This is a genomic window from Bacillus sp. JK74, assembly GCF_053663395.1.
This window is the reverse complement of the sequence record NZ_JBSJQB010000002.1, coordinates 572571-596634: the sequence shown is the minus strand read 5'-3', so window position 1 is coordinate 596634 and position 24064 is coordinate 572571. Positions and strand designations below refer to the sequence as shown.

Sequence of the window (24064 nt, the reverse complement as noted above, 5' to 3'; positions counted from 1 at the left end):
TATATTATCATCAGCTCGTTCCATTAACAAATAAGATCTTTCTATCTTATAATGGTCACCCTTGTTCCATTAGGCACGGTAGCGGCAAGTTCAGTGACGTCCTGATTATACATCCGGATGCATCCTTTTGATACCGCTTTGCCGATGGAGGAAGGATTATTTGTTCCGTGAATGCCGTAATGAATTTTAGAGAGGCTGAGCCAATAAGCGCCGAACGGGCCGCCGGGCTTAGGCTGGCGGTTCACAATGTAAAATTCTCCGGTCGGCGTGGTCGTCAATATTTTTCCGACTGCGATGGGGTACGTACGGATGAGCCTGCCAAGGCGGTATAACTCCAGTTTCTTCGCTCCGATATACACGACAATGGAATAGGGGATGGTGGATGGGTCGGGAAGATTCGGTATGATAATATGCTGTCCCGCGTATATGACCGATTGGATTGAGGGATTTGCCTGAAGGAGAGCAGCAGTGCTTATTCTGAAGTCTTGCGCAATGCTTGAGATGGTTTCTCCTTGTTTCACTTGATAGGTCAGCAGTTTCATCACCCTCCTTTTTGCTCTTTTCCATATACATATTACGGAGGGGGTGTCTGTGCATCGGGATAAAAGTCTTATTTTTGTACGGTTTTCAATGTGAACAGCGTGATTTCCGGTCTGGCTAAAAATCGATACGGCAGTCTTGTCGTACCGAGCCCGCGATTAACGTAGACGGTTGTGTCATGCAGCGTATACATGCCGTCGGTATACGTTTTTCCGTATGGAGGCGTAATGAGAGGGCCGAAAAACGGGAGCTGGACCTGGCCGCCGTGAGTGTGTCCCGACAGCTGGAGGTTTACGGGATATCCGCCGATCTTGAGAGCGGCATCAGGCTCGTGGACGATTAAAATGGAAAACGCATCTTCGGAAAGGCGGGACAGGGTGCCTTCATAATCGGGTTTTCCGAGCATTACATCATCCAAAAACGCGAGTTCAATCCGGCTTCCGTCTGTCAGCTGCACCTGACGGCAGCCATTTCGAAGCACTTGAAAATCAGCCGCTTCCATCAGAGCCTTGTACGTGTTCGTACCGTAGCCTCCGTGGTCATGGTTTCCGTAAACACAAAGTTTGCCGAAGGGAGCTTCAAGATTTTGCAGCACGGCCAGTGCTTGCTGGTGATCATTAAATAAATGCGGCTTATCAATTAAATCTCCCGTAAAGATAAGCAGATCGGGTTTCAGCTGATTGATCTTTTCCGCTGCTTTATTCAAGTCACCGGATGTAAACACATCACTGAGATGCGTATCGCTGAATTGAACGATTTTAAAATTGTCAAAGCCGCGGGGGATCAGGCGGCTGGTGATTGTATGACGGGTGATCTCAATCATGCGCGGTTCAATATACCGGGCATAGCCGTAACCTCCGCAAGCCGTTGCAAGAGTTGCACCCAAAATGCCGAATCCTCTTTTTAAAAATGTTCTTCTCGTCATTTTCTCCATCTGTAAAACCAACCTTTGTCAGAGTTGTTCTATTATATCATCAGCTTGGCTGAAAAATCCCTTCTCAGCATGTAATGACGCGGAAAGACATCTATGATAAGATTATGAATGATTATTCATTCAATATAAGGGGTGGGTTTGTTATGGATAAGAAAGCGGTAATCATTACAGGCGGTTCAAGCGGCATGGGAAAAGCAATGGCGAAAAAACAGGCTGAATTAGGATGGCATGTCATGGTGACAGGGAGGAACCATGAAGCACTTGAGGAAACAAAAAAAGAAATTGAGACCTTTGAGGGGCAGGTCGCCTGTTTTCAAATGGATGTCCGTTCTGATTCCGCCGCTTCAGACATGATTACAGAAGCGAAAAAAGTCTTTGGCCGGCTCGATGCGCTGATTAACAATGCGGCCGGCAATTTTATTTGCCCGGCAGAGAAGCTGACGCCCAATGGATGGAAAGCTGTTATTGAGATTGTTTTAAACGGCACATTTTTCTGCAGCCAAGCCGCGGCAAGGCATTGGATCGAGCAGGAGCAGAAGGGCGTCATCTTAAATATGGCCGCTACATACGCATGGGGAGCGGGAGCGGGTGTCGTTCATTCCGCTGCAGCCAAAGCGGGGGTATTGTCACTGACAAGAACGCTGGCCGTTGAATGGGGGAGCAAATACGGCATCCGGACAAACGCGATAGCCCCCGGCCCGATTGAACGGACAGGCGGTGCGGAAAAGCTGTTCGAATCGGAAAAAGCCGTGTCCCGCACTATGAACAGTGTACCGCTCGGCCGTCTGGGGACACCGGAGGAAATCGCCGCTTTGGCAGCGTTTTTGCTATCCGATGAAGCATCCTATATAAACGGGGATTGTATCACAATGGACGGGGGGCAATGGCTGAATCCTTACCCGTTTTAATTTACATGACATATTTTGCGAAGCAAGCGAACGTTAAAGGTGAACGTTCGCTTGTTTTATTTTTCTATTCAAAATTATGATATAATTTTTAAAGATTAAGAGGTGAATAAGTGAAGAAATTATTAAAATGGTTCATTGTACTATTTGTAAGCAGTTTCGTTATCATCTTTAATATTTGGTACTTTATCATTTGCGCTTTTACTCCGGAGTATTATCAAAATACCAATCTTACATCTGATGAAATAATCAGATTTGAAAAGCTATATCACATAGATTTTCCTGATGAAACGAAATTTATTAAAGCCAGGGAGTATTTGAGTGGGCTCGGAGGCGATACATCGGCTGTATGATATGTGTCTCTGCCAACCAAGCTGGCGGAAACAATTTTATCTGATTATACGTATATGCCAATAAATCATACTGATCATGCCGGTTCAATGTATGGAGTTGACGTTTCCAAGAGTGCTGGCGGGTTAACAACTCTTACATTTGGCACTTTAGATAAAAAAGGAACTTTCTTTCAGTTGAAATATGATGATGATTGGATATTTAACAGTACTGATTGGAGCCATTATTTTTGGACAGCCGCCGGTTATCATGCTCTTATATTTATCCTTTTATTTGTGATTGTGAAACAAATGAATAACGTCCTTAATTAACCGGTCTGAAGAGTGATCTTAAAAATGTCCCCCTTTTATTTTAAACTGCTGCCATACTGCCTCCTTTTTCCCCTAATCTAAACATTTGTGGTGCTGATATAATTGTGTATAATCAGACAAAGATAGAGAAGCAGGTGATAACATGTTGGACCCACTTGATATACTGACGAATATTGATGATGTCATTCCGTATTACCAAGCGATTTTTAACGCTGAGGAACAAAGAGTCGTAGGCTACGAAGTGCTTGGGCGGATTTTGGCAGATGCGGAGATTGAGAGCCTCGGGCCGTTTTTCTTAGATTCCGGCATTCCGGAAGAATATAAGCTTGAGGTCGATGACAGAGTCATCAGGCAGGCGCTGGAGAGGTTTAAAGAAGCTGATCGCGATCTGTTGATTTTTATCAATCAGGATGCGAATGTATTGATGCTTGACCACGGAGAAAGCTTTCTTGAGCTTTTGAAAGAATACGAAGAGCAGGGCATTGAATTGAACCGTATTGTACTTGAGATCACCGAGCACAATTTCGAAGGCGACATTGAACAGCTGTACCATATGCTTGCCTACTATCGTACATACGGCATTAAAATCGCGGTGGACAATATAGGTAAGGAGAGCAGCAACCTGGACAGAATCGCGCTCCTTTCACCGGACCTTCTGAAAATAGATTTGCAGGCGCTGAAGGTATCTCAGCCGTCACCATCATATGAGCATGTGCTGTACAGCATTTCATTGCTGGCGAGAAAAATCGGCGCCGCGCTGCTGTATGAAGATATAGAAGCTGATTTTCAGCTCCAGTACGCATGGAGAAACGGAGGCCGATTTTTTCAAGGCTATTATCTGCAGGCGCCGAGCGGCGATTTTATAGACCGGAGCCTGTTAAAAGCACGCTTGAAAACGGAGTTTCAGCAATTTATCACGAGAGAAAAAAAGAAGCTGGAGACAGTATACGAACACTCTGAGAATTTTTATAAGCGGGTAAATCAGGCAGTTTCCGAGCTGAAGAAAACCCATCAGGCGGACGATGAGTTTATTAAAAAACTGGCGGAAAACCTGACCGACTGCTGTTTCAGAATTTATATGTGTGATGAAGAAGGCTATCAGCTGACGGGAAATGTGTTCAAGCAGTCCGGCGAATGGCTTTATCAGCCTGAATACGTGGAGAAAAACTGGAGCTGGCGTCCGTACTTTTTAGAAAACATTATGAAGATGCGGAATTCAAGAAAAGGCTTTTTCAGTGACCTGTACAGTGATATTGAGACGGGTGAGATGATCAGAACCTTTTCATACCCGATGGATGACAATATGTATTTATTTATCGATCTGCCTTACTCTTATTTATATGAACAGGACGGGTTACTTTAAAGCGGCTGCTGTATGCCGCTTTTTTTTATAAATGTGAAAAAGTTTTAAAAAACGATTGACAATGATAGTGATAATCATTATCATTTAGTTATAGAGAGAAGTTACTCTCTGTTCCCCAACCCCTCTATCAGATCAAGATCCGAAAAAGCTTGGCGCTACCCCCGCCAAGTTTTTTTATGCTGTCTCCTCATAAAAAGGCTTCTCCTCACATACATCTGACAATGGCGGCTCAAAAAGCGAAAAAATATTTTTGAAAGGTGTATGACATTCCGAAAAAAGCTTCAAACTATTCGAAAACACAGTTTTCCCGTTTATTTTCTTATTGAAAATCCAGCGGGAAAATGCCATCCCGGTCTACTTTATGGTATGATGCTCTGTAGGACTTGTATTATAATAAATACTTGTTGATTTGAAGTTGTTTTTTGAAAGGAGTCTTTTTTTAGAATGTCACAATTAATGGGTATCATCACGCGGCTGCAAAGTCTGCAAGAAACAGCGGAAGCGGCTAACGAGCCGATGCAGCGTTATTTTGAAGTTAACGGCGAAAAAATTTGCAGTGTTAAATATTTCGAAAAAAATCAAACGTTTGAACTGACGGTTTTCCAAAAAGGTGAAAAACCTAACACATATCCGTTTGATAACATTGACATGATTTCTATTGAAATTTTTGAGCTCCTTCAGTAATGTGATTTGATTTTTCAGGCTGACCAAGCTTCCGGTCTTCCGCAAGCGGAGCTTTATTAAATCATGCAAAGGAACGTGCTTGTTCGTTTGGTTGTAGACTCTGGAAAGAGGAGTGTCCGTACATGGCTGATTCTTTTCTGTTTTATAATCTTTCTGAGGCACAGATGACCTTTCAAGACGTGACGGAGCGGCTGAAACGCTTTGTCAATAAAGACCCCCGTTCAGCATACGTGCTGTCTGTAGGGACGGATTCACAAGTTTACCGCGACTTCACAAAGTTTATTACGGCTATACACTTGCACCGTACAGGCAAGGGAGCTTGGGGCTGTTTGAAAAATCACGATCTTGCAAGACCGATACATAGCCTTCGCGAAAAAATTTCGCTGGAAACCGCGTTCAGCCAGGAGATGGCTGCGCATATCCTCGACGGCCGTCTTATGGAACTGACAGATTTGCTCTTGCCTTTTGCGGATGAAGGGGCGGATCTTTCATTTGAAGTGCATCTGGATATCGGTCAAAAAGGGCTGACAAAAGAATTGATACAAGAAATGACCGGCCGCATTACCTCGATGGGCATTGAAGCGAAAATCAAGCCCGATTCCTGCACAGCATTCAGTTATGCCAATCGTTACACAAAATAATATTTCATACAGAATCCGCAAAATGTCGAATTATGCGGTTGACGATTTTTTTCTGTTTACTTATTCTAGCGGTAGAGCTGAAAGCAAATTTCACCTTGCTTTCGGAGGTATTCAGTTAAAAATAGGGGGCCTGATTACGTATGAGTCTTATCGGTGAACGATTTACGGAAGAAGAACAGAAACTTCTGCTGAATATCCTGATCAATCAAGAATATGCCATTGAGCTTTTGACCAGCGAAATCAACGATATAGAAGCAGGGTCAAAAAGCGTTGATGGAACCACTTATAAAAAACTCGTAACGCTCTATGACCGTTTTCGGAACGAAAATTAATCAGCGGCCTATAAATTGATACTCGATTGCAAAGAGTATCTTTTTTATTGACGGAAACTTTTCGACAAAAAATGATAATGTTTATATTATTGCAATATAGGGAATACATGCTTTGATGAAAAATGTAAAGGGGTCGAAGTGACATGATTAGCTTACAATCAGATCAGCTTCTTGATGCAACAGTCGGACAATTTATGATCGAGGCGGATAAAGTGGCGCACGTTCAAGTCGGAAACAACCTTGAGCATGCTCTATTAGTGCTGACGAAAACCGGCTATACCGCCATTCCCGTCCTTGACGCTTCGTACCGTCTGCACGGTTTGATCGGGACAAATATGATTATGAACAGCATTTTCGGACTTGAACGGATCGAGTTTGAGAAGCTGGATCAAATTACGGTTGAGGAAGTCATGCTGAAAGACATTCCCCGTCTCCACATCAATGATCCGATTATCAAAGGGTTCAGCATGGTCATTAACAACGGCTTTGTCTGCGTTGAAAATGATGAAGGCGTCTTTGAAGGCATTTTCACGAGAAGAGTCGTATTAAAGCAGTTGAGCAGTCATATCAGATCATTGAATAAGTAGGCTCGCACGATCAGCCTATTTGTTCTTTCGCATGCCAGAAAAAGAAAACGCATACATATGAGTGGCGCTTGCCTCGGCAGCCTTTATTTGATTAGAATGGTAGATAAGAAATATGAAAAGGCATTGAAAAGGAGGACGACATGCAGCTTCAAGAGCTTCATATGCTCGTAGTTTTAGCTGAGGAATTAAACATGAGGAAGGCTGCCGAACGGTTATTCGTGTCACAGCCGGCTCTGTCCCAGCGATTGCAGACCATTGAAAAAGCCTGGGGAACAAAGATCTTTCTTAGGTCTCAAAAAGGACTTACGGTAACGCCGGCAGGAGAAAAAATCATACAATTTGCAAATGACGTCACGGATCGGCAAGAAAGAATCAGAGAAAACATTGATGAACTTGAGGGTGAGATTCACGGCACATTAAAGCTTGCCGTCGCCTCGATTATCGGGCAGCACTGGCTTCCGAAAGTGTTAAAAACATATGTGGAACGATATCCGAATGCAAAGGTCTCTCTCATTACAGGGTGGAGCAGCGAAATGCTGAAAAGTCTGTATGAAGATCAGGTACATATCGGCATTATCCGGGGAAATCCGGAATGGAAAGGCCGGAAAGATTATTTAATGACCGATCATTTATATTTGGTCGATACGGAAATTTCCTGTATTGATGATATTGCCCATACCGATCGGCCGTTTATTCAATTCAAAAGTGACAGTACATATTTTCAGGAAATTCAGCATTGGTGGCATCAAAAATTCAAAACTTCGCCGAAACAGACCATCCTTGTCGATCAGATTGAAACGTGCAAGCAGATGGCGCTGCACGGGATCGGTTATGCCATTCTGCCGTCAGTCACCTTAGAAGAGGAAGACAAAGTAAATAAAATGCCCCTGCTTGATACAAAGGATCATCCCATCGGCCGTGACACATGGCTGCTCGGTTATGAGCCGGCATTTGAATTAAAACAGGTGCAGGCTTTTGTTTCTGTCATTAAAGATATGCTGAAGCAGGAACGCCCATTTTAGAAAGACAGCAATCATGCTGTCTTTTTTTATTTTTTATTGACAATGAAAATCATTATCATTTAAAGTGTTATATATGTTAATGAAAATCATTATCAATTACGGGGTGATCATATGCAGAAAGCATTAATGATATACGCAAGCATGTCGGGGAATACAGAGGATATTGCCGGCATTATAAAAGAAACACTGAGCGGGCATCAGATAGCGGTTGACTGTCTTGATATGGACGAAGCAGATGCGGATTCTCTCAAAGCATATGATTATGTTTTTGTCGGCACATACACATGGGGGGATGGTGATCTTCCTTACGAAGCGGAAGATTTTTACGAAGATATTCTGCACAGCCAGCTCAACGGACTGAAAACGGCCTGTTTCGGTTCAGGCGATCACGCCTACCCGAAGTTTTGCGAAGCGGTCACGCTGTTTTGCGATGCGTTTGAACAGGCCGGAGCCAATTTATACCCGGAAACGCTGAAAATTGAGCTGGTGCCCGAGACGGCTGAAGATCAAGAATGCTGCAAAGAATTTGTCCGCGGTTTTCTTGCATGGGCCGCTCACCACGGAGACCGGTGCCATGTTTCATAAAGGCGCGACGGCTGTCATGGCATCAGTATCTTCGGGATTTTTTGTGGCTGTGAAAGGCGAAGGTATTTTTCATTTTTCGGCGGAAGAAGGCTGGAAAAGACTATTCCGAGTGAAAAGCAGGATTCATGTGCTGACTTATATAGGGCCCTACATATTCGCAGCTGGAGAAAAAGGCGCCGTCCTCAGATCGGCCGATCAAGGAAAGACTTGGACGGCCTCCCGATTTCCGACCGGCGCCTCCGTATGGGCCGTTGCCGGACGGAATGACGGATTTGTCTGTGCGCACGGCACATACTGCCTCTACTTATCTGATGATTTCGGCGTCACTTGGCATGTGGCTAAGCCCTTTTCACAATTAAAGGAGCCGCCTGTCATCCGTTCGCTTTGTTTACACGGTCAGACGATTTATATCGGCACCCGGATTCATATGAATCATGGCGGCATTTGGGCGTATGATCTGACGGAAGGCCGCATCCGGCGTATAAGCCGCGAAAGGCAGCGCATGACGGCTTCAATGATGATGTATCAGAATGACTGGCTCATTGCAGCAAAGGGCGCGGCAAAGGGAGAACGGGGGGAGCTTGCCGTCCGAAACGTGCGGACGCAAGAGGAGTTTTCCCTTACAGCCGGGGACGCTGTAAGGGAAAAGTCATTTCTCGACGTTTCTGAGGATAACGGGACTATTTATGTCACATCGTCACAGGGCGAAAGCGGATTTTCGCGTATTTATCAAGCTGATCTTGCTGCCGGTGAATTAAAGTGGTTTGATACGATCCGCGGTCACGGATGGCGGGTGGCCAACCGGGAAGAAAACTTTTTTTGCGCGGGCCTTTACGAAAGTAAGTTTGTCAGACCGTATGAGGCGGTTCGGCTCGCACATTAGTTTTTATGCATAAAGGAGAGACGAAGATGGGGAATGTATTGCTTGTTTACGCTACAATGTCAGGAAACACCGAGGCGATGGCGGATTTAATTGAAAAAGGGCTGATCGAAGCACAAGCATCCGTAGACAGATATGAAGCGATGGATATTCATGCCGAACTTTTTAATGATTACGAGTATATTTTATTAGGCACATATACGTGGGGAGACGGGGATCTTCCTGATGAAATGCTCGATATTGTAGAAGATATGGAAAACCTGGAGTTTACGGGAAAAACATTTGCTTTGTTCGGTTCCGGAGATACGTCCTATGAGTTTTTTTGCGGAGCGGTTGACGAATTGGAAAAAGTAATCACGGCCCGTGGCGGACGGGTGGTGCTGCCGTCGGTCAAAATTGAAAACAACCCTGAGGGCAGTGAGGAAGAAGAGCTCCGGGAATTCGGAAGACAGTTTGCCGCGCTGTGCAGCCAGCCGGCAGAATAAAGGCTTGTTCCTTTTTTTCTTGTCTTTGTATCCTTCCTTTGTTACAGTAATGAGGTAGAAAATCAGAGGAGGACAATACATATGAAAATGATGGATGCAAATGAAATTATTTCATTTATTCAAAATAGTACAAAATCAACGCCTGTAAAAGTGTATGTAAAAGGCGATCTTGAAGGAATCAGCTTTGGCGATTCCGCTAAAACATTCCTGAACGGCCAATCCGGCGTCGTTTTTGGCGAGTGGGCTGAAATTAAAAGCGCAATCGAAGAAAACAAAGACAAAATTGAGGATTACGTCATTGAGAATGACCGCCGCAACTCTGCGATCCCGATGCTTGATTTAAAAGATGTTAAAGCGAGAATCGAGCCCGGCGCTATTATCCGCGACCAAGTCGAAATCGGCGACAATGCCGTTATCATGATGGGTGCATCTATTAATATCGGTTCAGTCATCGGCGAAGGTACGATGATTGATATGAACGTTGTTCTCGGAGGACGCGCGACTGTAGGCAAAAACTGCCACATCGGAGCGGGTTCTGTATTAGCGGGCGTTATTGAGCCGCCTAGCGCTAAGCCTGTTGTCGTAGAAGACGACGTTGTGATCGGCGCAAATGCGGTTGTGCTTGAAGGTGTAACAATCGGTAAAGGCGCGGTTGTCGCCGCCGGAGCCATCGTTGTAAATGACGTCGAGCCATATACCGTTGTAGCGGGAACACCAGCGAAAAAAATCAAAGATATCGATGAAAAAACAAAAGGAAAAACAGAAATCAAACAGGAATTACGCCAGCTGTAAGGAATGGTTTGATAGAATGGGCGTGGATGATAAAATCCACGCCTTATTCTTATCTCAAGGAGGAATACATATGGAAAAAGAGCGGCTCATTGCCATCCGAAGAGATCTGCACCGCATTCCGGAGATCGGCTTTCAGGAATATAAAACCCAGCAGTACCTGCTGAATCTTTTAAACCAATATCCGGAAGAAAGAATTGAAATCGAAACTTGGAGAACCGGCATCTTTGTCAAAATCAACGGCACGGCTCCGGAAAAAATGCTCGCCTACAGAGCGGATATAGACGCTCTGTCGATTGAAGAGCAGACGGGGCTTCCGTTTGCATCTGAGCACCCCGGTTTTATGCACGCATGCGGCCACGATATGCACATGACCATCGCGCTCGGCATTATTGATCATTTTGTCCATCATCCCGTCAAACATGATCTGCTCTTTTTATTCCAGCCGGCTGAAGAAGGACCGGGCGGAGCGGCACCGATGCTTGAAAGCGATGTGCTGAAAAAATGGACGCCGGATTTGATCACCGCCCTCCATATAGCACCTGAGCTGCCGGTCGGCACCATTTCCACCAAAAGCGGATTGCTGTTTGCCAATACGAGCGAGCTTGTCATCGATCTTGAGGGGAAAGGCGGACATGCGGCATATCCGCATACAGCAGACGACATGGTCGTTGCCGCGAGCACGCTTGTCACGCAGCTGCAAACGGTCATATCCAGAAATACGGATCCGCTTGACAGCGCTGTGATAACTGTCGGAACGATTACCGGGGGCACGGCGCAAAATATCATCGCAGAGCATGCTCATCTGGAGGGAACCATCCGGACGCTTTCCGAGGAATCAATGCGTATGGTGAAAAAGCGGATTGAAGAGCTTGTCAAAGGAATTGAAATCGGCTTCCGATGCAAAGGAAAAGTCACGTATCCGTCCGTTTATCATCAAGTTTATAATACAAGCGGCCTGACCGAAGAATTTATGCAATTTGTCAGCGATCATCAGCTTGCTGACGTGAAAACGGCGAAAGAAGCGATGACCGGAGAAGATTTCGGATATATGCTGAAAAAATATCCCGGCTTTATGTTCTGGCTGGGGGCCGATTCATCCCACGGGCTTCATCACGCCAAGCTGAACCCGGATGAAGATGCGATGGAAACCGCGGTAAATGTCATGGTTGGATATTTTTCGAAGTATGCCAATTAAATCCGAAAAGAAGAATAATCTAACAAAAATTGAGCATTCTACATAACGGAGGTGTTCAATATGACGAAAAAAATTGGAATTGAACAATCTTTATCGGATGTAGAACAGGCGTTAAAACAAAAAGGATATGACGTAGTGATGATGAAGACTCCTGAGGATGCGAAGAATTGTGACTGCTGTGTCGTAACCGGACTTGACAGCAATGTTCAAGGAATTGCCGATACGTCAACTCAGGCTCCCGTCATTACGGCTTCCGGAATGACCGCCGATGAAATCTGCAGCGAAGTGGAAAAAAAATTTCATTAAAAAGAAAAAACCGAAGCTTACGCTTCGGTTTTTCTATTCGGCGGAAGCGGCGTTTTTAAAACGGTCAAGCGCGATTTTTATTTCTCTCCGCAGTACGCGTTCAACCCGCCATTGCTCCATATTTTCTGTTTTGGCAATGATTCTGATCACCATTTCTGACGTGCTTAAATCTTGAACCCCGATGACGTCCGGCCCTTCCTTAATCTGCGGGAGCTCAGCGGCTGCTTTGTCACACGCGGTTTGCAGGATTTGAATGGTTTCATCAAGATTTTTTTCAAGCGGCACTTTAATATCGACAAGCGCCTGCATCGTTCCGCGGGAATGGTTGCTCACATTCGTGATGCCCCGGTTGGGAAGATAGTGAAGCGTGCCGTCAAAGCTCCGGATTTGCGTTGTACGGAGACCGACCTGCTCGACAATGCCGCTGTAGCCGGCAACCGTAATATAATCACCGACGTCAATCTGTTTTTCCAAAAGGATAAAAAATCCGGTGACGATGTCACTGACAAGCCCCTGAGCCCCGAAGCCGACTGCGAGACCGACCACGCCGGCGCCGGCAATGAGAGCGCTCGGATTGTAGTGGAATAAATCCAAAATCATCACGATAAAAACGAATATCAGGATGTATCCATACACATTGAGCGCGAGGCTTCGCAAAGTATAAGCGCGGCCCGTGGAGAGGTTGTTTTGTTGCTCGAATTTCTGAAACAGATGCTTGATCAGCTTTTTTCCTGCCGTCCGGAAAATAAAGTACGCTAAAATAATGAGAGCCAGCTTTATGATGAAAATCCCGGCAGATGTGAGAAGCCCGGCCCAATCAAAGTGTTTTAAATCAATCATAGTGATGTCTTCCTTTCAAGTCTATTGCAGAAAAAGCTAAAAGTGATATACCCGTTTTTTAAATAAGATAAACCTTTTCATAGAAACCAGTTATTACATTTATGATTTGTTCATATTGCCCCGGTTTCAATATCTTCATTTTTGTGAAGATATGTACTAAAGAATCTCCACACTCATTTTAACATGGTGATTCAGCCAAATCATATCCTTTGGAGAGAAAACAGGAGGACGTTGCCCGGCGGACTGAAAGCCCCGGCAAAAAACTTTTTCATAAGGAGGGAAATGAGATGAAATTACATCAGCAAATGCCTGAATTGTCCGGCGCTAAAGCATGGATTAACAGAGAAGTCACGAAGGAACAGCTGGTCGGCGGAAAGCCGGCACTGATTCACTTCTGGTCCGCCAGCTGCCGCATGTGTAAAGAAGCGATGCCTGAGGTGAACGGGTTTCGTGATAAATATAAAGATCAGCTGAATGTGTTGGCCGTCCACACGCCCCGTTCCGAAGACGATCTTGATCTTGAGAAAATCAAGAAAACAGCGGCTGAGCACGATATCTCTCAGCCGATTTGCGTCGACAGCGATCATACGCTGACTGACGTATTTGAAAATGAATATGTGCCGGCTTATTACGTTTTTGATAAAAACGGACAGCTCCGCCATTTTCAAGCGGGAGAGAGCGGGATGAAAATGCTTGAAAAACGCATCAGCCGGGTACTTTCAGAAACGGAGCAGGCTTCTGAGTAATCGGGACAATCTCCGTCGGACTATTGTCTCGGTTCTGCAAACCCTTTGCCGTTAGGTAACAGGGTTTTTTTGTGTCTATTGGATAAAAAATTCCAATATGACATGTGTGGCTTAAAAAATAAGAGAAACAGCGGTAAACACGCTGTACCGCTTGTTTTATCCATATCATTATCTTTTACATATTATAGTCGAAAATTGTAGATATCACGCTAATTTTCATTAAACAAGTAATTTCAAGTTATATTTTGAAATGGTTGAATAAATTGGAACTTTGTCCAGAATCCCCTATATGATAAGGGATTTTTGTATATAAAGTACCATTTTCAGAAAATAAGCAATTTTTCATAGAGTAAATAAAATAGTAAAATGATAAAATAATAGTTGATAAAATTACTTTTGTAATCTAATATCTTAATAAAAGCGTTTAAATTTTTGACAGGGGGTTTTACACATGTTTAATGAAAGAGAAGCGCTGCGCTTACGTTTAGAACAATTGAACGAAGCAGAGGTAAAAGTCATTCGTGAATATCAAATAGAACGTGATAAAATATATGCAAAACTGAGAGAATTAGACAATACGGGCAGCCTGTCCGATACAAAAAAAGAGTTTCGTCCGGAGAAAAAAAGTGACTCCCTCCCGGTACTTGCAGAGCTTGCAGCACAGGAAATGAGAAGCTATCAAAAGCCGCAGACACAGCCTCAATCCTCCCAGCAGCAGATGCAGTCTATTACGTCTCTTCCCGCAGGCATTCCAGACGGTTCTACAAGAAGAAGAAGAGGGACGGCGAGACCGGGATCGAAAGCGGCAAAACTGCGCGAAGCAGCGATTAAAACATTGAAACGCCACAATGCAGCGATCAAAAGTTCCGAACTGCAAAAGGAAATTGAAAAGGAAAGCGGCCTTGAAATTCCTAATATGACAACATTTATGCAAAGCTTAATTAAAATGTATCCGGAAGTGAAAAAACCATACCGCGGCCAATATATTCTTGAGGGAGAAATTTCTCAGGAAACAGCAGAAACGGCAAATGATACGGCTGCTGAATAAAACAGTAAAAACTGCTTGCGTTACTCAAGCAGTTTTTTTGCGCTTTCCCGCTTATTCTGCGGAAGTGACGCATCTTTTCCAGGCTTTTTTTCAAGCTTGACAACATATTTTTGGAAAGGCTTTTCGCCGTCAGCGCGTTCTTTCAACGCATCCAGTTTTTCATCAAACGACTGATCGCGGGACTCTGATTGTACAAATTGTTTTTGCAGGGAGATGACTTGTTCGGTAACGGCTGTAAGCAAGTCTTCTGCCTGAACAGTCTCTTTGGAAACGGAAGGAATTTCCAGAGTTTGTTCCGCCGGTTCCGCCGTGCGGCTGTCAATATCAGCAAAATGGCCGGCAATCCAAGCATCACTTTCGTCCAGCTGCCGTTTATACGAAAGAATGGTTTCTTGAAATAACTTTTCTTTCGTTTTTTCTATTTCTACAAGCCGTTCTTTTGTTTCTAGTATTCGATCTCTCATATGATTAATTTCTATTTTAATATGTTTGAGCTGGTATTCTTTTTCTATCATTTGTGTTTGGAGCCGGGTATTTTCGTCTGCAGCGGCATGATAACGCTGTTTCATATCTTCGTGAGAAGTCCGTTCGGTTTGAATGGCGGTCTCAAGTGAGCGGATGCGGGTATGTAAGTTTTTATTTTCTTCTTCAAATTTTATATTTGTAAGATGCAGACGATGCTTTTCTTCCATCTCATTTTTCCGCCGAAACGTTTCCTGCTGAAGCAATTCTTGCAGAATGACGATTTTATCGAGCAGCCCGGCTCTGATTTCATGCAAAGAACGCTCCGTGTCACTTGTCTGTTTGTGTTTTTGAGCCATGGCTTCCAATTCGTCAGAAAGCTTGTGAAGCCGCTCTTTAATATTGGCGTTTTCCTCCTGAAGCTTATTATTTTTTTGATGGAAGTAGCTTGCTTCAAATTCTGAAATTATTTTTCTGCATCTGGAAAGTTCGGATTTCAAGTAAAGGTTCTCTTGAGAAGTGTCGTGGAAAAACGGACCTGATATTTTCATAAGAACCATCTCCCTCATGATGTTAACACTACAATATGGGAAAGGAACAACGGCTATTCCTCTTAATTAAACAGACAAGCACCGTAATATTGTATTTCGGCTGAGGCGTTTGCTATGCTTTTATATAGAATGGGAGAGAGATGACATGAAACGGGTGAATGTAATATTAGCGGGGGGAGCTTCCCGAAGATTCGGAGAACCGAAAGCTTTTGCAAAGTGGAAGGGCGGCATGTTTTATGAACAGGCGAAAAAAGCCTTCGGCGGCGGAGAAACGGTAATTATCAGCCGCCCTGAGCATATAAAAAAGTTCTTATCAAACAGGGAGCGGCATGTTTTTGCCGATGAGCCGCGGTTTCGGGGAATGGGCCCGCTTGCCGGCATATATACGGCAATGGAACAAACGGAAGGCGAAACATATACGGTCATATCCTGTGACACGCCGCTCGTGACAAGAAAAACGATGGCTGCGCTTGAAATGAAGCTGACCGGAAACCTGGACGCTGTCATACCGGTTTGTGAAAACAGAGAGCAGCCCCTCTTGGCGGTTTACCATAAACGGGTGCAGGATGTGCTTTTTGATCAGCTGACACAAAACAAACTGAAAATGACAGACACGCTGAAACGGCTGTCTGTCTGTTATGTGCAGGCTGAAGACATCGGCGCCGGGCCGGAGGAGTTCGCTAATGTCAACACACGGGATGATTACACCAGACTTTTGGCGCATGTCGAGTCTTCAAATCAGGACTGATCGGGAAGAAACATGGTATGATGGAAATAAAAATGCAAGGGGACAACACAGATGGAAGAGCGCTATTCGCGGCAGACAAGATTTAAGCCGATAGGGGAAAAAGGGCAGCAGGCGCTGGCTGACAGCAGTGTCCTGATTGTCGGAGCCGGAGCCCTCGGAACAGCCGCGGCAGAGGGCCTGGCAAGAGCCGGAGCGGGCCGTATGGCGATTATTGACCGGGATTATGTGGAATGGAGCAATTTACAAAGACAGCAGCTGTATACAGAAGAAGACGCGAGACAGCGCCTGCCGAAAGCAATGGCGGCCAAGGCGCGTCTTTTAGCGGTAAACAGTGATATACATATCGATGCTTACGCGGCGGAAGGTACGGCGGAAACGCTCGAACCGCTGATCGAACAAGCGGATTGCATCGTGGATGCGACAGATAATTTTGAAACGAGAATGGTCATCAATGATCTGGCACTGAAAACGAAAACACCTTGGATTTACGGTGCCTGTGTCAGCAGTCAGGGAATGTGCATGACGATTATTCCGGGGGTTACGCCGTGTTTATCCTGCCTGTTTGAGCAAATGCCCGTGGGCGGAGCGACATGTGATACAGCAGGCATCATACCTCCGGCGGTTCATATCGTCTCCGCTTATCAGCAGGCAGAGGCGCTGAAATTGCTGACAGGAAATCATGCGGCGGTAAATCGGCGCTTTTTCACGTTTGACGTGTGGAATAACACCAATATGAGCATAAATGTGGATCAGATCAAACGGGATCATTGCCCTTCCTGCGGCGCGGAGCCCGTATATCCGTATCTGCAGCCTGAAAACAGGCCGAAAGCAAGCGTGCTGTGCGGAAGAGACACCGTTCAAATCAGATCGGAAGCCTTAAAGAGGCTGGATAAAGAAGAGCTTGTCAAACGTCTGAAGCAGATCGGTAAAGTGGAAGCAAATGAGTTTTTGCTGCACATGGCGTACGAGCGCTTCAGAATCGTTATTTTTCAGGACGGACGGGCTCTGATTCACGGTACAAACGATATAAAAGAAGCAAATTCAGTTCTGGCCAGAGTGATCGGACTGTAGGAAGGGGATGTATTGCTATGCTTGAAAAAAGAACGCCGATTCAGGTGGACGAAGCAGTCCGCCGGGTGAGCCTGTATAAAAAAAAGGGGGATACCGAATGGGTGGCGCTTGAGGACAGTCTCCACCGCTATTTGGCGGAGGATGTTAAGGCGGATCATGATGTGCCGGCCTTTAACCGTTCCCCGTATGACGGGTTTGCCATCAGGGCGAGCGATTCAAAAACGGCTTCCCGTGACAATGCCGTCACCTTTGAAGTCATTGACCATATCGGAGCAGGCGCCGTGTCAGAAAAAGAACTCGGGCCTTATGAAGCGGTCCGCATTATGACGGGGGCGCAGATTCCCAGAGGCGCCGATGCCGTAGTGATGCTTGAGCTGACAAAAACGTTTTCTGAAAGCGGCACGAATTACATGTCAGTGAAACGCCCTTTTCATGCGGGCGATAATATTTCATATCAAGGAGAAGATGCGAAAAAAGGCAGCTCGCTATTAAAAAAAGGGACGAAAATCACGCCGGGCGTAACCGCTCTTTTAGCAACCTTCGGCTATGCTTCCGTTCCCGTGGTCAGAAAGCCGGTTGTCGGCATTATCGCAACGGGAACCGAGCTTCTTCATGTCAGCGATCCGCTTGAGCCGGGGAAAATCCGCAACAGCAACGCTGCCATGGTGTATGCCCAGGTCATTGAAGCGGGTGCGGTACCGCTGAACTTAGGGAAAATTTCCGATGATTTTGATGACAGCTATGCTGCGGTGAAGGAAGCTATGAAAAAAGTTGATTTTCTGATCACGACCGGCGGCGTGTCAGTCGGCGATTTTGATTTTCTTCCGGACATTTATAATAAGCTCGGAGCGGAAGTTCTTTTTAACAAAGTGGCAATGCGCCCGGGGAGCGTGACAACTGTCGCCCGGGCAGATGACATGCTGCTGTTCGGCCTTTCAGGCAATCCGTCCGCATGTTATGTCGGATTCACCCTGTTTGTTAAACCGATGATTCAGACGTGGCTTCTGAATGAAAAACCTCATTCCGGATGGGCGGAAGCCGTGTTAACAAACGACTTTCCGAAGCCGAATCCGTTTACGAGATTTGTGAGGGCATTTGTTTATCATAAGGACGGAAAAATGATGGCGTCACCGGTCGGTCTCGACAAATCAAGCTCAGTCACATCTCTTGCCGAAGCAAACGCGTTTATCCTTCTGCCGGGAGGAACGAGGGGGTATGAAGCGGGCCGGACGGTTCACGCGCTCCTTATTCGTGATGAGAATGGAAGTGAATGGCCGTGGTCAATTCTTTCCCGATCGTCCAGATCGTAGGTTTTCAAAACAGCGGTAAAACAACGTTTATTGAACGTGTGCTGAAAGCGGCGCCGAAAGAGTGCGATATTGGATGTTTAAAACATCACGGACATGGCGGAGAACCGGAACCTTTTTCTGACGGAAAAGACTCGGAGCGTTTTTCAAAAGCCGGAGCCGCGGTTACGGCAGTAGAAGGGGACGGCGTCCTGCAGCTTACGGCGCGAAAAAAATGGGATCTGGCGGGTTTGATCAGTCTGTATGAATGTCTGGGAATTGACGGTCTTCTCATAGAGGGGTTTAAACATGCACCGCATCCGAAAATCATTATGATCAAAAACAGCGAAGATTGGCAAAAGCTGAAGCATTTGGAGCGCGTGATCGCGGTTGTCAGCAGAAATACGGAGCATATGCCGACAGATGCAGGCAAGCCCGTATTCCATGCGGACGATCCGGCTGCCATTATGTTTGTGCTTTCGCAGCTGAAAGGGGAATCTGCTTAAATGGAACGTTTTCAAATTACAAGGGAACCTATCATTGCGGAAAATATCGTAAAAAAAGTTGAAAAGCGTGAAGCCGGCGCCATCACAACGTTTATCGGCACGGTCAGAGAGTGGACTGCAGGACGGCGGACAGTGCGTCTAGAATATGAAGCGTATGAACCGATGGCTGTTCAAATGCTTTCTCAAATCGGCAGTGAAATCAGCGCGAAATGGGAAGGAGCCGAAGCTGCAATCACTCACCGTGTCGGCGTCCTTGATATCGGTGAAGCAGCGGTCGTAATCGCCGTGTCTTCTCCGCACAGAAAGGCGGCATATGAGGCGAATGAATATGCAATTGAACGGATAAAACAGATTGTGCCGATATGGAAAAAGGAAATCTGGGAAGACGGGGAAGAATGGATAGGCGATCAGCTGGAAACAACGCCCTATCCGAACGGAAAACCGGATTTGGATAAAGGGGAATCGCGATGATTAAAGTATTATTATTTGCCGGGCTTGCGGAGCAGGCGGGAACACCGGTCATTGAACTTGACGAAAAAGAGACGGCGGCGTCTGCTGTAAAAACGCTGTTAAAGGAACGGTACGGCCTTCAGACAATTGACAATGCCATGATCGCAATCAATGAAACATATGTAAAAGACAACAGCATCGTAACAGAAGGTGATACCATTGCCTTTATCCCTCCTGTAAGCGGAGGGTGAAAAAAGAGCCGGGTGTGCATCATTGCCATCCGGCTCTTTTTGTATATATGGGCTGAATTTCAGAGAATATTTAAATGGGATTTAAAGGGTTTTGCAATTGAGGCGGTTTTCACTGCATGAATAGGCTGATAACAGTGCCTTTACAAGGTTTTGAGCCACCCGTCATACCGGTCTGACGATGCTTTTTTTTACATAATTATGGAACGTAAAGCTGAGAATTTGTGTTACAATTTAGCATAAATACGCAAACGGCAAAAAAATTGAAACTTCTCTCAGCCTAAAGCGTACGTATAAACAGAATAATACATAGGAGGCATCAGCTATATGGAACCAAACCTGGAAAAAAGCAATGCGGCAGTCACGGAAAAGCCGTCAATTTTCGGCGTCATTACAAGTCCTGTTGTGCAGTTTAAAAGATTAAAAGAAAAGCCGGTCATCGGCATACCTCTCCTGATTGTCATCATTCTCATCGCGGCCGGCAGTATTTTGCGCGGACTGGGGATGAATTATGAAGAAGTGCTGAACAGCTCATCTCTTGACGGTTTGACGGATGATCAGATTGAAATGACCAAAACCTTCGCTAAATTCGGCACGATGTTCGGAGGAATCTTCGGGGGCATTATCGCTCTGTTTATCGTTCCGCTCATTTACTGGCTGTGCGTCAAAATGTCAGGCGGCGTGACAACTTACAAAAAAATGCTCTCACTCAGCCTGTTTACGGCGTTTATTACCAATATCGGCTTAGTTATTAACGGTCTTGTCACTTATTTTACCGGTGCGGGCTCATTGTACGCCGTTACATCTTTGGCGAGTGTCATACCGGCCGGAGACGGCGTCGCGGTCTTTTTAAGCGCGTTCGACATTTTCAGCATCTGGAGCTATATTCTGCTGGCTTTGGGACTTCGCTATACAGGCGGCATTTCGAAAAAAGCGGCCTGGACTTCCGCGATTGTCCTGTTTGTTATTATGCTTTTGGTTTCGGCAGTCGGAGGACTGTTAAGTTCAGTGACAGCAGGTGTATAACATGAAAAAAATTTGGATCGGAATCGGCATCGCCGTAATTGTTGCAGTATTCATCGGTATCAATATTTATAAGTCTGCCGCTCCCGCGGGCGGCAGCGCCGGAAAAAAAATCGAAACCGGAACCATGGAAAACAGAGAAATCTCATCTACGGTTATGGTTCCGGGAACACTTAAATTCTCTAAAGAACAGTATGTTTTTTATGAAGCAGATAAAGGAACTCTTGATAAAGTGAAAGTAAAAGAAGGCGACAAAGTAAAAAAAGGGTCGTCGTTAGTCACTTATACAAATGAGCAGCTCAACCTTGATAAAGAACAAAATGAGTTGACAGAACAATCAAAACGGATGCAAATCGAACAAGTTGAAGAAAAACTCAGAGCATTAAACAGCAAGGAACAAGATCTGGCAAAACAAGTGGGAGAAGCTGAAGCCAAAAAACAAATTGAATCCGAACGGACTGATCTGCAGCTTCAGCAAAAAACGGCGGAAATCGAATTAAAGCAATCTGATTTGCAAAAGCAGTCTCTTGAAAATCAAGTGTCGAATCTCAATGTTAAGAGTGAGATGGACGGGACGGTTATCTCGGTAAATCAAGAAGCGGCTTCTAAAAAATCGGATATTCAAGAACCGGTTATACATATAGGAGACCCGGAACACCTGGTCGTTGCCGGCAATTTGTCCGAATACGACACGCTGAAAGTGAAAAAGGGCCAAAGCGTTACAATCACCTCAGACGCCATCCCCGGCAAAACGTGGAAAGGGAGAGTGGCGGCTGTCGGCCTCGTTCCGGATCAAAAGTCAAGCGCTGCTTCGGGGGAAAGCACGGAACAAGCCGTCCAGTATCCGTTTCAGGTTAAGCTGATCGGAAACCTTCCGGAAGGCAAGCCGGGATTTAAATTAATTATGAACATTGAAACCGACAAACGGAAAGCCGATACGCTGCCGTCCTCCGCAGTCAAAAAAGACGGAGATGAGCACTGGGTCTTTACGGTAAAAGACGGGAAGGCCAAACGCGTGAAAGTTAAAGTCGGCGATACCGCAAATCAGCTTACGGAGATAAAAGAGGGGCTTTCAAAGGATGATAAAGTCATTCTGAATCCGGCTGACGGTTTGACTGACGGAACGGATGTGAAAGCATAGATGATTCAGCTTTCAAAGGTGAAAAAAAGCTATCAGATCGGCAAGGAGACGTTTGATGTTCTCCGTTCAATCGACCTGACGATTGAAGAAGGAGAATATGTGTCAATTATGGGACCGTCGGGATCGGGAAAATCTACGATTATGAATATCATCGGCTGTCTGGACAGACCGACGTCCGGCAGTTACAGTCTTGCGGGCGAAGATGTTTCTTCATGCACCGAAAAAGAGCTTGCGGCGGTCCGGAACAAATCAATCGGATTTGTCTTTCAGCAGTTTCAGCTGCTGCCGCGATTGAATGCAAGAAAAAATGTCGAACTCCCAATGATCTATGCCGGTATCGGCAAAAAAGAGCGTGAGGAACGGGCTGAGCACGCGCTGGAAAAAGTCGGTTTGGCGGATCGGATGCGTCACATGCCGAATGAGCTGTCCGGCGGCCAGAAGCAGCGTGTCGCGATTGCAAGAGCCATCGTGAACGAACCGAAGCTCATTTTAGCTGATGAACCGACCGGCGCGCTGGATACGAAAACAAGCATTTCCATTATGGAGCAGTTCACAGAGCTTAATGCAGAGGGCGTGACCGTGGTGCTTGTCACTCATGAGCCTGAAGTGGCGGACTGTACAAACAGAGTGATTTTCGTCCGTGACGGCATGATCGTTTCCCGCGATTCTGAGCAGAGGAGAGTGGGGGAATGAGCCTGTCAGAAAATCTCCGGATGGCCCTCAGTTCCGTAAGAGCTCACAAGCTGAGATCGATTCTGACAATGCTCGGAATCATTATCGGCGTCGGTTCAGTAATCGTTGTTGTGGCTGTCGGCCAGGGCGGAGAGCAAATGCTGAAGCAATCCATCAGCGGGCCGGGCAATACGATTGAATTGTTTTACCTGCCGAGTGATGAAGAATTAACAGCCAATCCGAACGCCTTACAGCAAGCGAGTTTTACAGAAGAAGATATTAATGGATTAAAAGGAGTGGACGGCGTAAAGCAGGTTGTCGCTTCCGCGGTAAAATCCATGACGGCCCGTTACCATGAAGAAGACACGGATATTACGCTGAACGGCATTAACAGCGGCTACTTGGACGTAAAAAAGCTGGACGTTCAAGATGGACGGACATTTACGGACAATGATTTTCTTTCCGGGAAAAGAGCGGGAATCATCTCGAAAAAAATGGCTGAAAAGCTGTTCGGGAAAACGTCTCCGCTCGGAAAAATCGTCTGGGCCGGCGGACAGCCCGTAGAAGTAATCGGCGTACTGAAAGAAGAGAGCGGCTTTTTATCGTTAGGACTCAGTGAAATGTATGTGCCGTTCAACATGCTGAAAACGTCTTTCGGTACTAACGACTACAGCAACGTTTCCGTTCAGACGGAGTCCGCTGATCAAATCAAAACAACAGGAAAAGAAGCGGCCCGTCTCTTAAATGACAATCACGGTACAAAAGAGGCCTATCAAGTCATGAATATGGAAGAAATCGCGGCGGGAATCGGTCAGGTCACGACCGTTATGACGACGATCATCGGTTCGATCGCCGGTATTTCTCTCGTTGTCGGCGGGATCGGGGTCATGAATATTATGCTCGTATCAGTGACGGAACGGACAAGAGAAATCGGCATCCGCAAATCGCTCGGTGCCACGAGAGGACAGATTCTGACACAATTCTTAATTGAATCTGTTGTGCTTACATTAATCGGCGGCTTAATCGGAATCGGTCTCGGCTACGGGGGAGCAACACTCGTTTCCCTTATCGCAGGCTGGCCGTCGCTCGTTTCCTGGCAGGTGGTTTGTATCGGCGTGCTGTTCAGTATGCTGATCGGTGTCATTTTCGGCATGCTGCCCGCCAACAAAGCATCACGCTTAGATCCGATTGAAGCGTTACGGTATGAATAACCGGCGCCCCATGCAGTCTGCATGGGGTTTTTTGTGTTTTAATGATTGAATGAATATAATAGACTTTTTTCATTTATGATAAAAAGAAAATGTCATACAATTGTCCCCCTTTTTGTCGAATTTACAGTTTACAAACCCTATGTACATA

General features: G+C 45.6%; 29 protein-coding genes and 1 pseudogene. 26 read left to right on the top strand and 4 right to left on the bottom strand.

Annotation, left to right across the window (positions count from 1 at the left end):
* Positions 1–41: 41 nt before the first annotated feature.
* The gene (locus tag ACWJJ5_RS07320; RefSeq protein ID WP_088037173.1) at positions 42–536 is read right to left on the bottom strand and encodes a L,D-transpeptidase family protein; all 495 of its coding nucleotides are present in this window, start codon (positions 534–536) and stop codon (positions 42–44) included.
* 74 nt (positions 537–610) lie between these two features.
* Positions 611–1474, bottom strand: a complete 864-nt coding sequence (locus ACWJJ5_RS07315; RefSeq protein ID WP_077722139.1) for a metallophosphoesterase — start codon at positions 1472–1474, stop codon at positions 611–613.
* Positions 1475–1617: 143 nt separating this feature from the next.
* On the opposite strand from ACWJJ5_RS07315, the gene fadH reads away from it, so the two are divergent.
* The 14 genes and pseudogenes from fadH to ACWJJ5_RS07245 all read left to right on the top strand — a co-directional run bounded on the left by fadH (position 1618) and on the right by ACWJJ5_RS07245 (position 11913).
* Positions 1618–2382, top strand: a complete 765-nt coding sequence (gene fadH, locus ACWJJ5_RS07310; protein ID WP_003154618.1) for a 2,4-dienoyl-CoA reductase — start codon at positions 1618–1620, stop codon at positions 2380–2382.
* Between the two features lie 110 nt (positions 2383–2492).
* Positions 2493–3041: pseudogene (locus ACWJJ5_RS07305) on the top strand (hypothetical protein).
* A 142-nt stretch (positions 3042–3183) separates the two neighbouring features.
* Entirely contained in the window at positions 3184–4404 is a 1221-nt protein-coding gene (locus ACWJJ5_RS07300; RefSeq protein WP_003154615.1) for an EAL domain-containing protein, read from the top strand.
* A gap of 444 nt (positions 4405–4848) precedes the next feature.
* A complete protein-coding gene (locus tag ACWJJ5_RS07295) occupies positions 4849–5088 on the top strand; it encodes a YkuJ family protein (protein ID WP_003154613.1) in 240 nt (79 codons plus the stop codon).
* Positions 5089–5210: 122 nt separating this feature from the next.
* Positions 5211–5729: a ribonuclease H-like YkuK family protein gene (locus ACWJJ5_RS07290; protein WP_020955744.1), complete on the top strand. Its 519-nt coding sequence runs from the start codon at positions 5211–5213 to the stop codon at positions 5727–5729.
* A 140-nt stretch (positions 5730–5869) separates the two neighbouring features.
* Positions 5870–6061 carry an antirepressor AbbA gene (gene abbA, locus ACWJJ5_RS07285; RefSeq protein WP_007409618.1) on the top strand — a complete coding sequence of 64 codons (192 nt, stop codon included), beginning with the start codon at positions 5870–5872 and terminating at the stop codon, positions 6059–6061.
* A gap of 143 nt (positions 6062–6204) precedes the next feature.
* A complete protein-coding gene (cbpB, locus tag ACWJJ5_RS07280) occupies positions 6205–6648 on the top strand; it encodes a cyclic-di-AMP-binding protein CbpB (RefSeq protein ID WP_003154608.1) in 444 nt (147 codons plus the stop codon).
* 140 nt (positions 6649–6788) lie between these two features.
* Complete coding sequence (gene ccpC, locus ACWJJ5_RS07275; RefSeq protein WP_007611101.1) at positions 6789–7670, top strand: transcriptional regulator CcpC; 882 nt, start codon at positions 6789–6791, stop codon at positions 7668–7670.
* A gap of 111 nt (positions 7671–7781) precedes the next feature.
* Entirely contained in the window at positions 7782–8255 is a 474-nt protein-coding gene (locus ACWJJ5_RS07270; protein WP_454022310.1) for a flavodoxin, read from the top strand.
* The gene (locus tag ACWJJ5_RS07265) at positions 8245–9138 is read left to right on the top strand and encodes a WD40/YVTN/BNR-like repeat-containing protein (RefSeq protein WP_278071799.1); all 894 of its coding nucleotides are present in this window, start codon (positions 8245–8247) and stop codon (positions 9136–9138) included. The genes ACWJJ5_RS07270 and ACWJJ5_RS07265 overlap by 11 nt, the downstream gene beginning before the upstream one ends.
* A gap of 26 nt (positions 9139–9164) precedes the next feature.
* Entirely contained in the window at positions 9165–9620 is a 456-nt protein-coding gene (locus ACWJJ5_RS07260) for a flavodoxin (RefSeq protein WP_077722141.1), read from the top strand.
* Between the two features lie 81 nt (positions 9621–9701).
* Positions 9702–10412, top strand: coding sequence for a 2,3,4,5-tetrahydropyridine-2,6-dicarboxylate N-acetyltransferase (gene dapD / locus ACWJJ5_RS07255; RefSeq protein ID WP_007409623.1), 711 nt, complete (start codon positions 9702–9704; stop codon positions 10410–10412).
* Between the two features lie 70 nt (positions 10413–10482).
* Complete coding sequence (locus ACWJJ5_RS07250) at positions 10483–11607, top strand: N-acetyldiaminopimelate deacetylase (protein WP_014304923.1); 1125 nt, start codon at positions 10483–10485, stop codon at positions 11605–11607.
* A 60-nt stretch (positions 11608–11667) separates the two neighbouring features.
* On the top strand, positions 11668–11913 hold the full coding sequence (locus tag ACWJJ5_RS07245; protein WP_003154596.1) for a YkuS family protein: 246 nt from the start codon (positions 11668–11670) through the stop codon (positions 11911–11913).
* 33 nt (positions 11914–11946) lie between these two features.
* Here ACWJJ5_RS07245 and ACWJJ5_RS07240 read toward each other — a convergent pair whose 3' ends face one another.
* Positions 11947–12753 carry a mechanosensitive ion channel family protein gene (locus tag ACWJJ5_RS07240; protein WP_060386912.1) on the bottom strand — a complete coding sequence of 269 codons (807 nt, stop codon included), beginning with the start codon at positions 12751–12753 and terminating at the stop codon, positions 11947–11949.
* A 287-nt stretch (positions 12754–13040) separates the two neighbouring features.
* Between ACWJJ5_RS07240 and ACWJJ5_RS07235 the strand changes: the two genes are divergently transcribed.
* Both ACWJJ5_RS07235 and rok read left to right on the top strand, forming a co-directional pair.
* Entirely contained in the window at positions 13041–13499 is a 459-nt protein-coding gene (locus ACWJJ5_RS07235; RefSeq protein WP_454022309.1) for a redoxin domain-containing protein, read from the top strand.
* A 451-nt stretch (positions 13500–13950) separates the two neighbouring features.
* Positions 13951–14547 carry a transcriptional regulator Rok gene (gene rok / locus ACWJJ5_RS07230; protein ID WP_069473385.1) on the top strand — a complete coding sequence of 199 codons (597 nt, stop codon included), beginning with the start codon at positions 13951–13953 and terminating at the stop codon, positions 14545–14547.
* Positions 14548–14567: 20 nt separating this feature from the next.
* Here the strand turns inward: rok and ACWJJ5_RS07225 are convergent, their stop codons facing one another.
* A complete protein-coding gene (locus ACWJJ5_RS07225; protein ID WP_069473386.1) occupies positions 14568–15560 on the bottom strand; it encodes a coiled-coil domain-containing protein in 993 nt (330 codons plus the stop codon).
* A 145-nt stretch (positions 15561–15705) separates the two neighbouring features.
* Between ACWJJ5_RS07225 and ACWJJ5_RS07220 the strand changes: the two genes are divergently transcribed.
* From ACWJJ5_RS07220 to ACWJJ5_RS07175, 10 genes are all read left to right on the top strand, one after another.
* Positions 15706–16308 carry a molybdenum cofactor guanylyltransferase gene (locus ACWJJ5_RS07220; RefSeq protein ID WP_077722144.1) on the top strand — a complete coding sequence of 201 codons (603 nt, stop codon included), beginning with the start codon at positions 15706–15708 and terminating at the stop codon, positions 16306–16308.
* 51 nt (positions 16309–16359) lie between these two features.
* Positions 16360–17379: a molybdopterin-synthase adenylyltransferase MoeB gene (locus tag ACWJJ5_RS07215; RefSeq protein WP_007611113.1), complete on the top strand. Its 1020-nt coding sequence runs from the start codon at positions 16360–16362 to the stop codon at positions 17377–17379.
* Between the two features lie 17 nt (positions 17380–17396).
* Positions 17397–18689 (top strand): molybdopterin molybdotransferase MoeA, encoded by a 1293-nt coding sequence (locus ACWJJ5_RS07210; RefSeq protein WP_454022308.1) that lies wholly within the window; start codon positions 17397–17399, stop codon positions 18687–18689.
* Positions 18650–19171 carry a molybdopterin-guanine dinucleotide biosynthesis protein B gene (mobB, locus tag ACWJJ5_RS07205; protein WP_041482361.1) on the top strand — a complete coding sequence of 174 codons (522 nt, stop codon included), beginning with the start codon at positions 18650–18652 and terminating at the stop codon, positions 19169–19171. Before ACWJJ5_RS07210 ends, mobB begins: the two co-directional genes overlap by 40 nt.
* Positions 19172–19642 (top strand): molybdenum cofactor biosynthesis protein MoaE, encoded by a 471-nt coding sequence (locus tag ACWJJ5_RS07200; protein ID WP_003154579.1) that lies wholly within the window; start codon positions 19172–19174, stop codon positions 19640–19642.
* On the top strand, positions 19639–19872 hold the full coding sequence (moaD, locus tag ACWJJ5_RS07195) for a molybdopterin converting factor subunit 1 (protein WP_007409633.1): 234 nt from the start codon (positions 19639–19641) through the stop codon (positions 19870–19872). Before ACWJJ5_RS07200 ends, moaD begins: the two co-directional genes overlap by 4 nt.
* 324 nt (positions 19873–20196) lie before the next feature.
* Positions 20197–20895, top strand: coding sequence for a Yip1 family protein (locus ACWJJ5_RS07190; protein WP_063174791.1), 699 nt, complete (start codon positions 20197–20199; stop codon positions 20893–20895).
* A gap of 1 nt (position 20896) precedes the next feature.
* Positions 20897–22033: an efflux RND transporter periplasmic adaptor subunit gene (locus ACWJJ5_RS07185; RefSeq protein WP_043867055.1), complete on the top strand. Its 1137-nt coding sequence runs from the start codon at positions 20897–20899 to the stop codon at positions 22031–22033.
* Positions 22034–22726, top strand: a complete 693-nt coding sequence (locus tag ACWJJ5_RS07180; RefSeq protein ID WP_071391894.1) for an ABC transporter ATP-binding protein — start codon at positions 22034–22036, stop codon at positions 22724–22726. It abuts the gene before it with no gap.
* Positions 22723–23916 carry an ABC transporter permease gene (locus tag ACWJJ5_RS07175; RefSeq protein ID WP_071391893.1) on the top strand — a complete coding sequence of 398 codons (1194 nt, stop codon included), beginning with the start codon at positions 22723–22725 and terminating at the stop codon, positions 23914–23916. The genes ACWJJ5_RS07180 and ACWJJ5_RS07175 overlap by 4 nt, the downstream gene beginning before the upstream one ends.
* The last annotated feature ends 148 nt before the right edge of the window (positions 23917–24064 follow it).

Coding starts and splice junctions, on each gene's coding strand:
- ACWJJ5_RS07315 (WP_077722139.1), bottom strand. CDS start 1,474: ATGGAGAAAATGACGAGAAGAACATTTTTAAAAAGAGGATTCGGCATT.
- fadH (WP_003154618.1), top strand. CDS start 1,618: ATGGATAAGAAAGCGGTAATCATTACAGGCGGTTCAAGCGGCATGGGA.
- ACWJJ5_RS07300 (WP_003154615.1), top strand. CDS start 3,184: ATGTTGGACCCACTTGATATACTGACGAATATTGATGATGTCATTCCG.
- ACWJJ5_RS07295 (WP_003154613.1), top strand. CDS start 4,849: ATGTCACAATTAATGGGTATCATCACGCGGCTGCAAAGTCTGCAAGAA.
- ACWJJ5_RS07290 (WP_020955744.1), top strand. CDS start 5,211: ATGGCTGATTCTTTTCTGTTTTATAATCTTTCTGAGGCACAGATGACC.
- abbA (WP_007409618.1), top strand. CDS start 5,870: ATGAGTCTTATCGGTGAACGATTTACGGAAGAAGAACAGAAACTTCTG.
- cbpB (WP_003154608.1), top strand. CDS start 6,205: ATGATTAGCTTACAATCAGATCAGCTTCTTGATGCAACAGTCGGACAA.
- ccpC (WP_007611101.1), top strand. CDS start 6,789: ATGCAGCTTCAAGAGCTTCATATGCTCGTAGTTTTAGCTGAGGAATTA.
- ACWJJ5_RS07270 (WP_454022310.1), top strand. CDS start 7,782: ATGCAGAAAGCATTAATGATATACGCAAGCATGTCGGGGAATACAGAG.
- ACWJJ5_RS07265 (WP_278071799.1), top strand. CDS start 8,245: ATGTTTCATAAAGGCGCGACGGCTGTCATGGCATCAGTATCTTCGGGA.
- ACWJJ5_RS07260 (WP_077722141.1), top strand. CDS start 9,165: ATGGGGAATGTATTGCTTGTTTACGCTACAATGTCAGGAAACACCGAG.
- dapD (WP_007409623.1), top strand. CDS start 9,702: ATGAAAATGATGGATGCAAATGAAATTATTTCATTTATTCAAAATAGT.
- ACWJJ5_RS07250 (WP_014304923.1), top strand. CDS start 10,483: ATGGAAAAAGAGCGGCTCATTGCCATCCGAAGAGATCTGCACCGCATT.
- ACWJJ5_RS07245 (WP_003154596.1), top strand. CDS start 11,668: ATGACGAAAAAAATTGGAATTGAACAATCTTTATCGGATGTAGAACAG.
- ACWJJ5_RS07240 (WP_060386912.1), bottom strand. CDS start 12,753: ATGATTGATTTAAAACACTTTGATTGGGCCGGGCTTCTCACATCTGCC.
- ACWJJ5_RS07235 (WP_454022309.1), top strand. CDS start 13,041: ATGAAATTACATCAGCAAATGCCTGAATTGTCCGGCGCTAAAGCATGG.
- rok (WP_069473385.1), top strand. CDS start 13,951: ATGTTTAATGAAAGAGAAGCGCTGCGCTTACGTTTAGAACAATTGAAC.
- ACWJJ5_RS07225 (WP_069473386.1), bottom strand. CDS start 15,560: ATGAAAATATCAGGTCCGTTTTTCCACGACACTTCTCAAGAGAACCTT.
- ACWJJ5_RS07220 (WP_077722144.1), top strand. CDS start 15,706: ATGAAACGGGTGAATGTAATATTAGCGGGGGGAGCTTCCCGAAGATTC.
- ACWJJ5_RS07215 (WP_007611113.1), top strand. CDS start 16,360: ATGGAAGAGCGCTATTCGCGGCAGACAAGATTTAAGCCGATAGGGGAA.
- ACWJJ5_RS07210 (WP_454022308.1), top strand. CDS start 17,397: ATGCTTGAAAAAAGAACGCCGATTCAGGTGGACGAAGCAGTCCGCCGG.
- mobB (WP_041482361.1), top strand. CDS start 18,650: ATGGCCGTGGTCAATTCTTTCCCGATCGTCCAGATCGTAGGTTTTCAA.
- ACWJJ5_RS07200 (WP_003154579.1), top strand. CDS start 19,172: ATGGAACGTTTTCAAATTACAAGGGAACCTATCATTGCGGAAAATATC.
- moaD (WP_007409633.1), top strand. CDS start 19,639: ATGATTAAAGTATTATTATTTGCCGGGCTTGCGGAGCAGGCGGGAACA.
- ACWJJ5_RS07190 (WP_063174791.1), top strand. CDS start 20,197: ATGGAACCAAACCTGGAAAAAAGCAATGCGGCAGTCACGGAAAAGCCG.
- ACWJJ5_RS07185 (WP_043867055.1), top strand. CDS start 20,897: ATGAAAAAAATTTGGATCGGAATCGGCATCGCCGTAATTGTTGCAGTA.
- ACWJJ5_RS07180 (WP_071391894.1), top strand. CDS start 22,034: ATGATTCAGCTTTCAAAGGTGAAAAAAAGCTATCAGATCGGCAAGGAG.
- ACWJJ5_RS07175 (WP_071391893.1), top strand. CDS start 22,723: ATGAGCCTGTCAGAAAATCTCCGGATGGCCCTCAGTTCCGTAAGAGCT.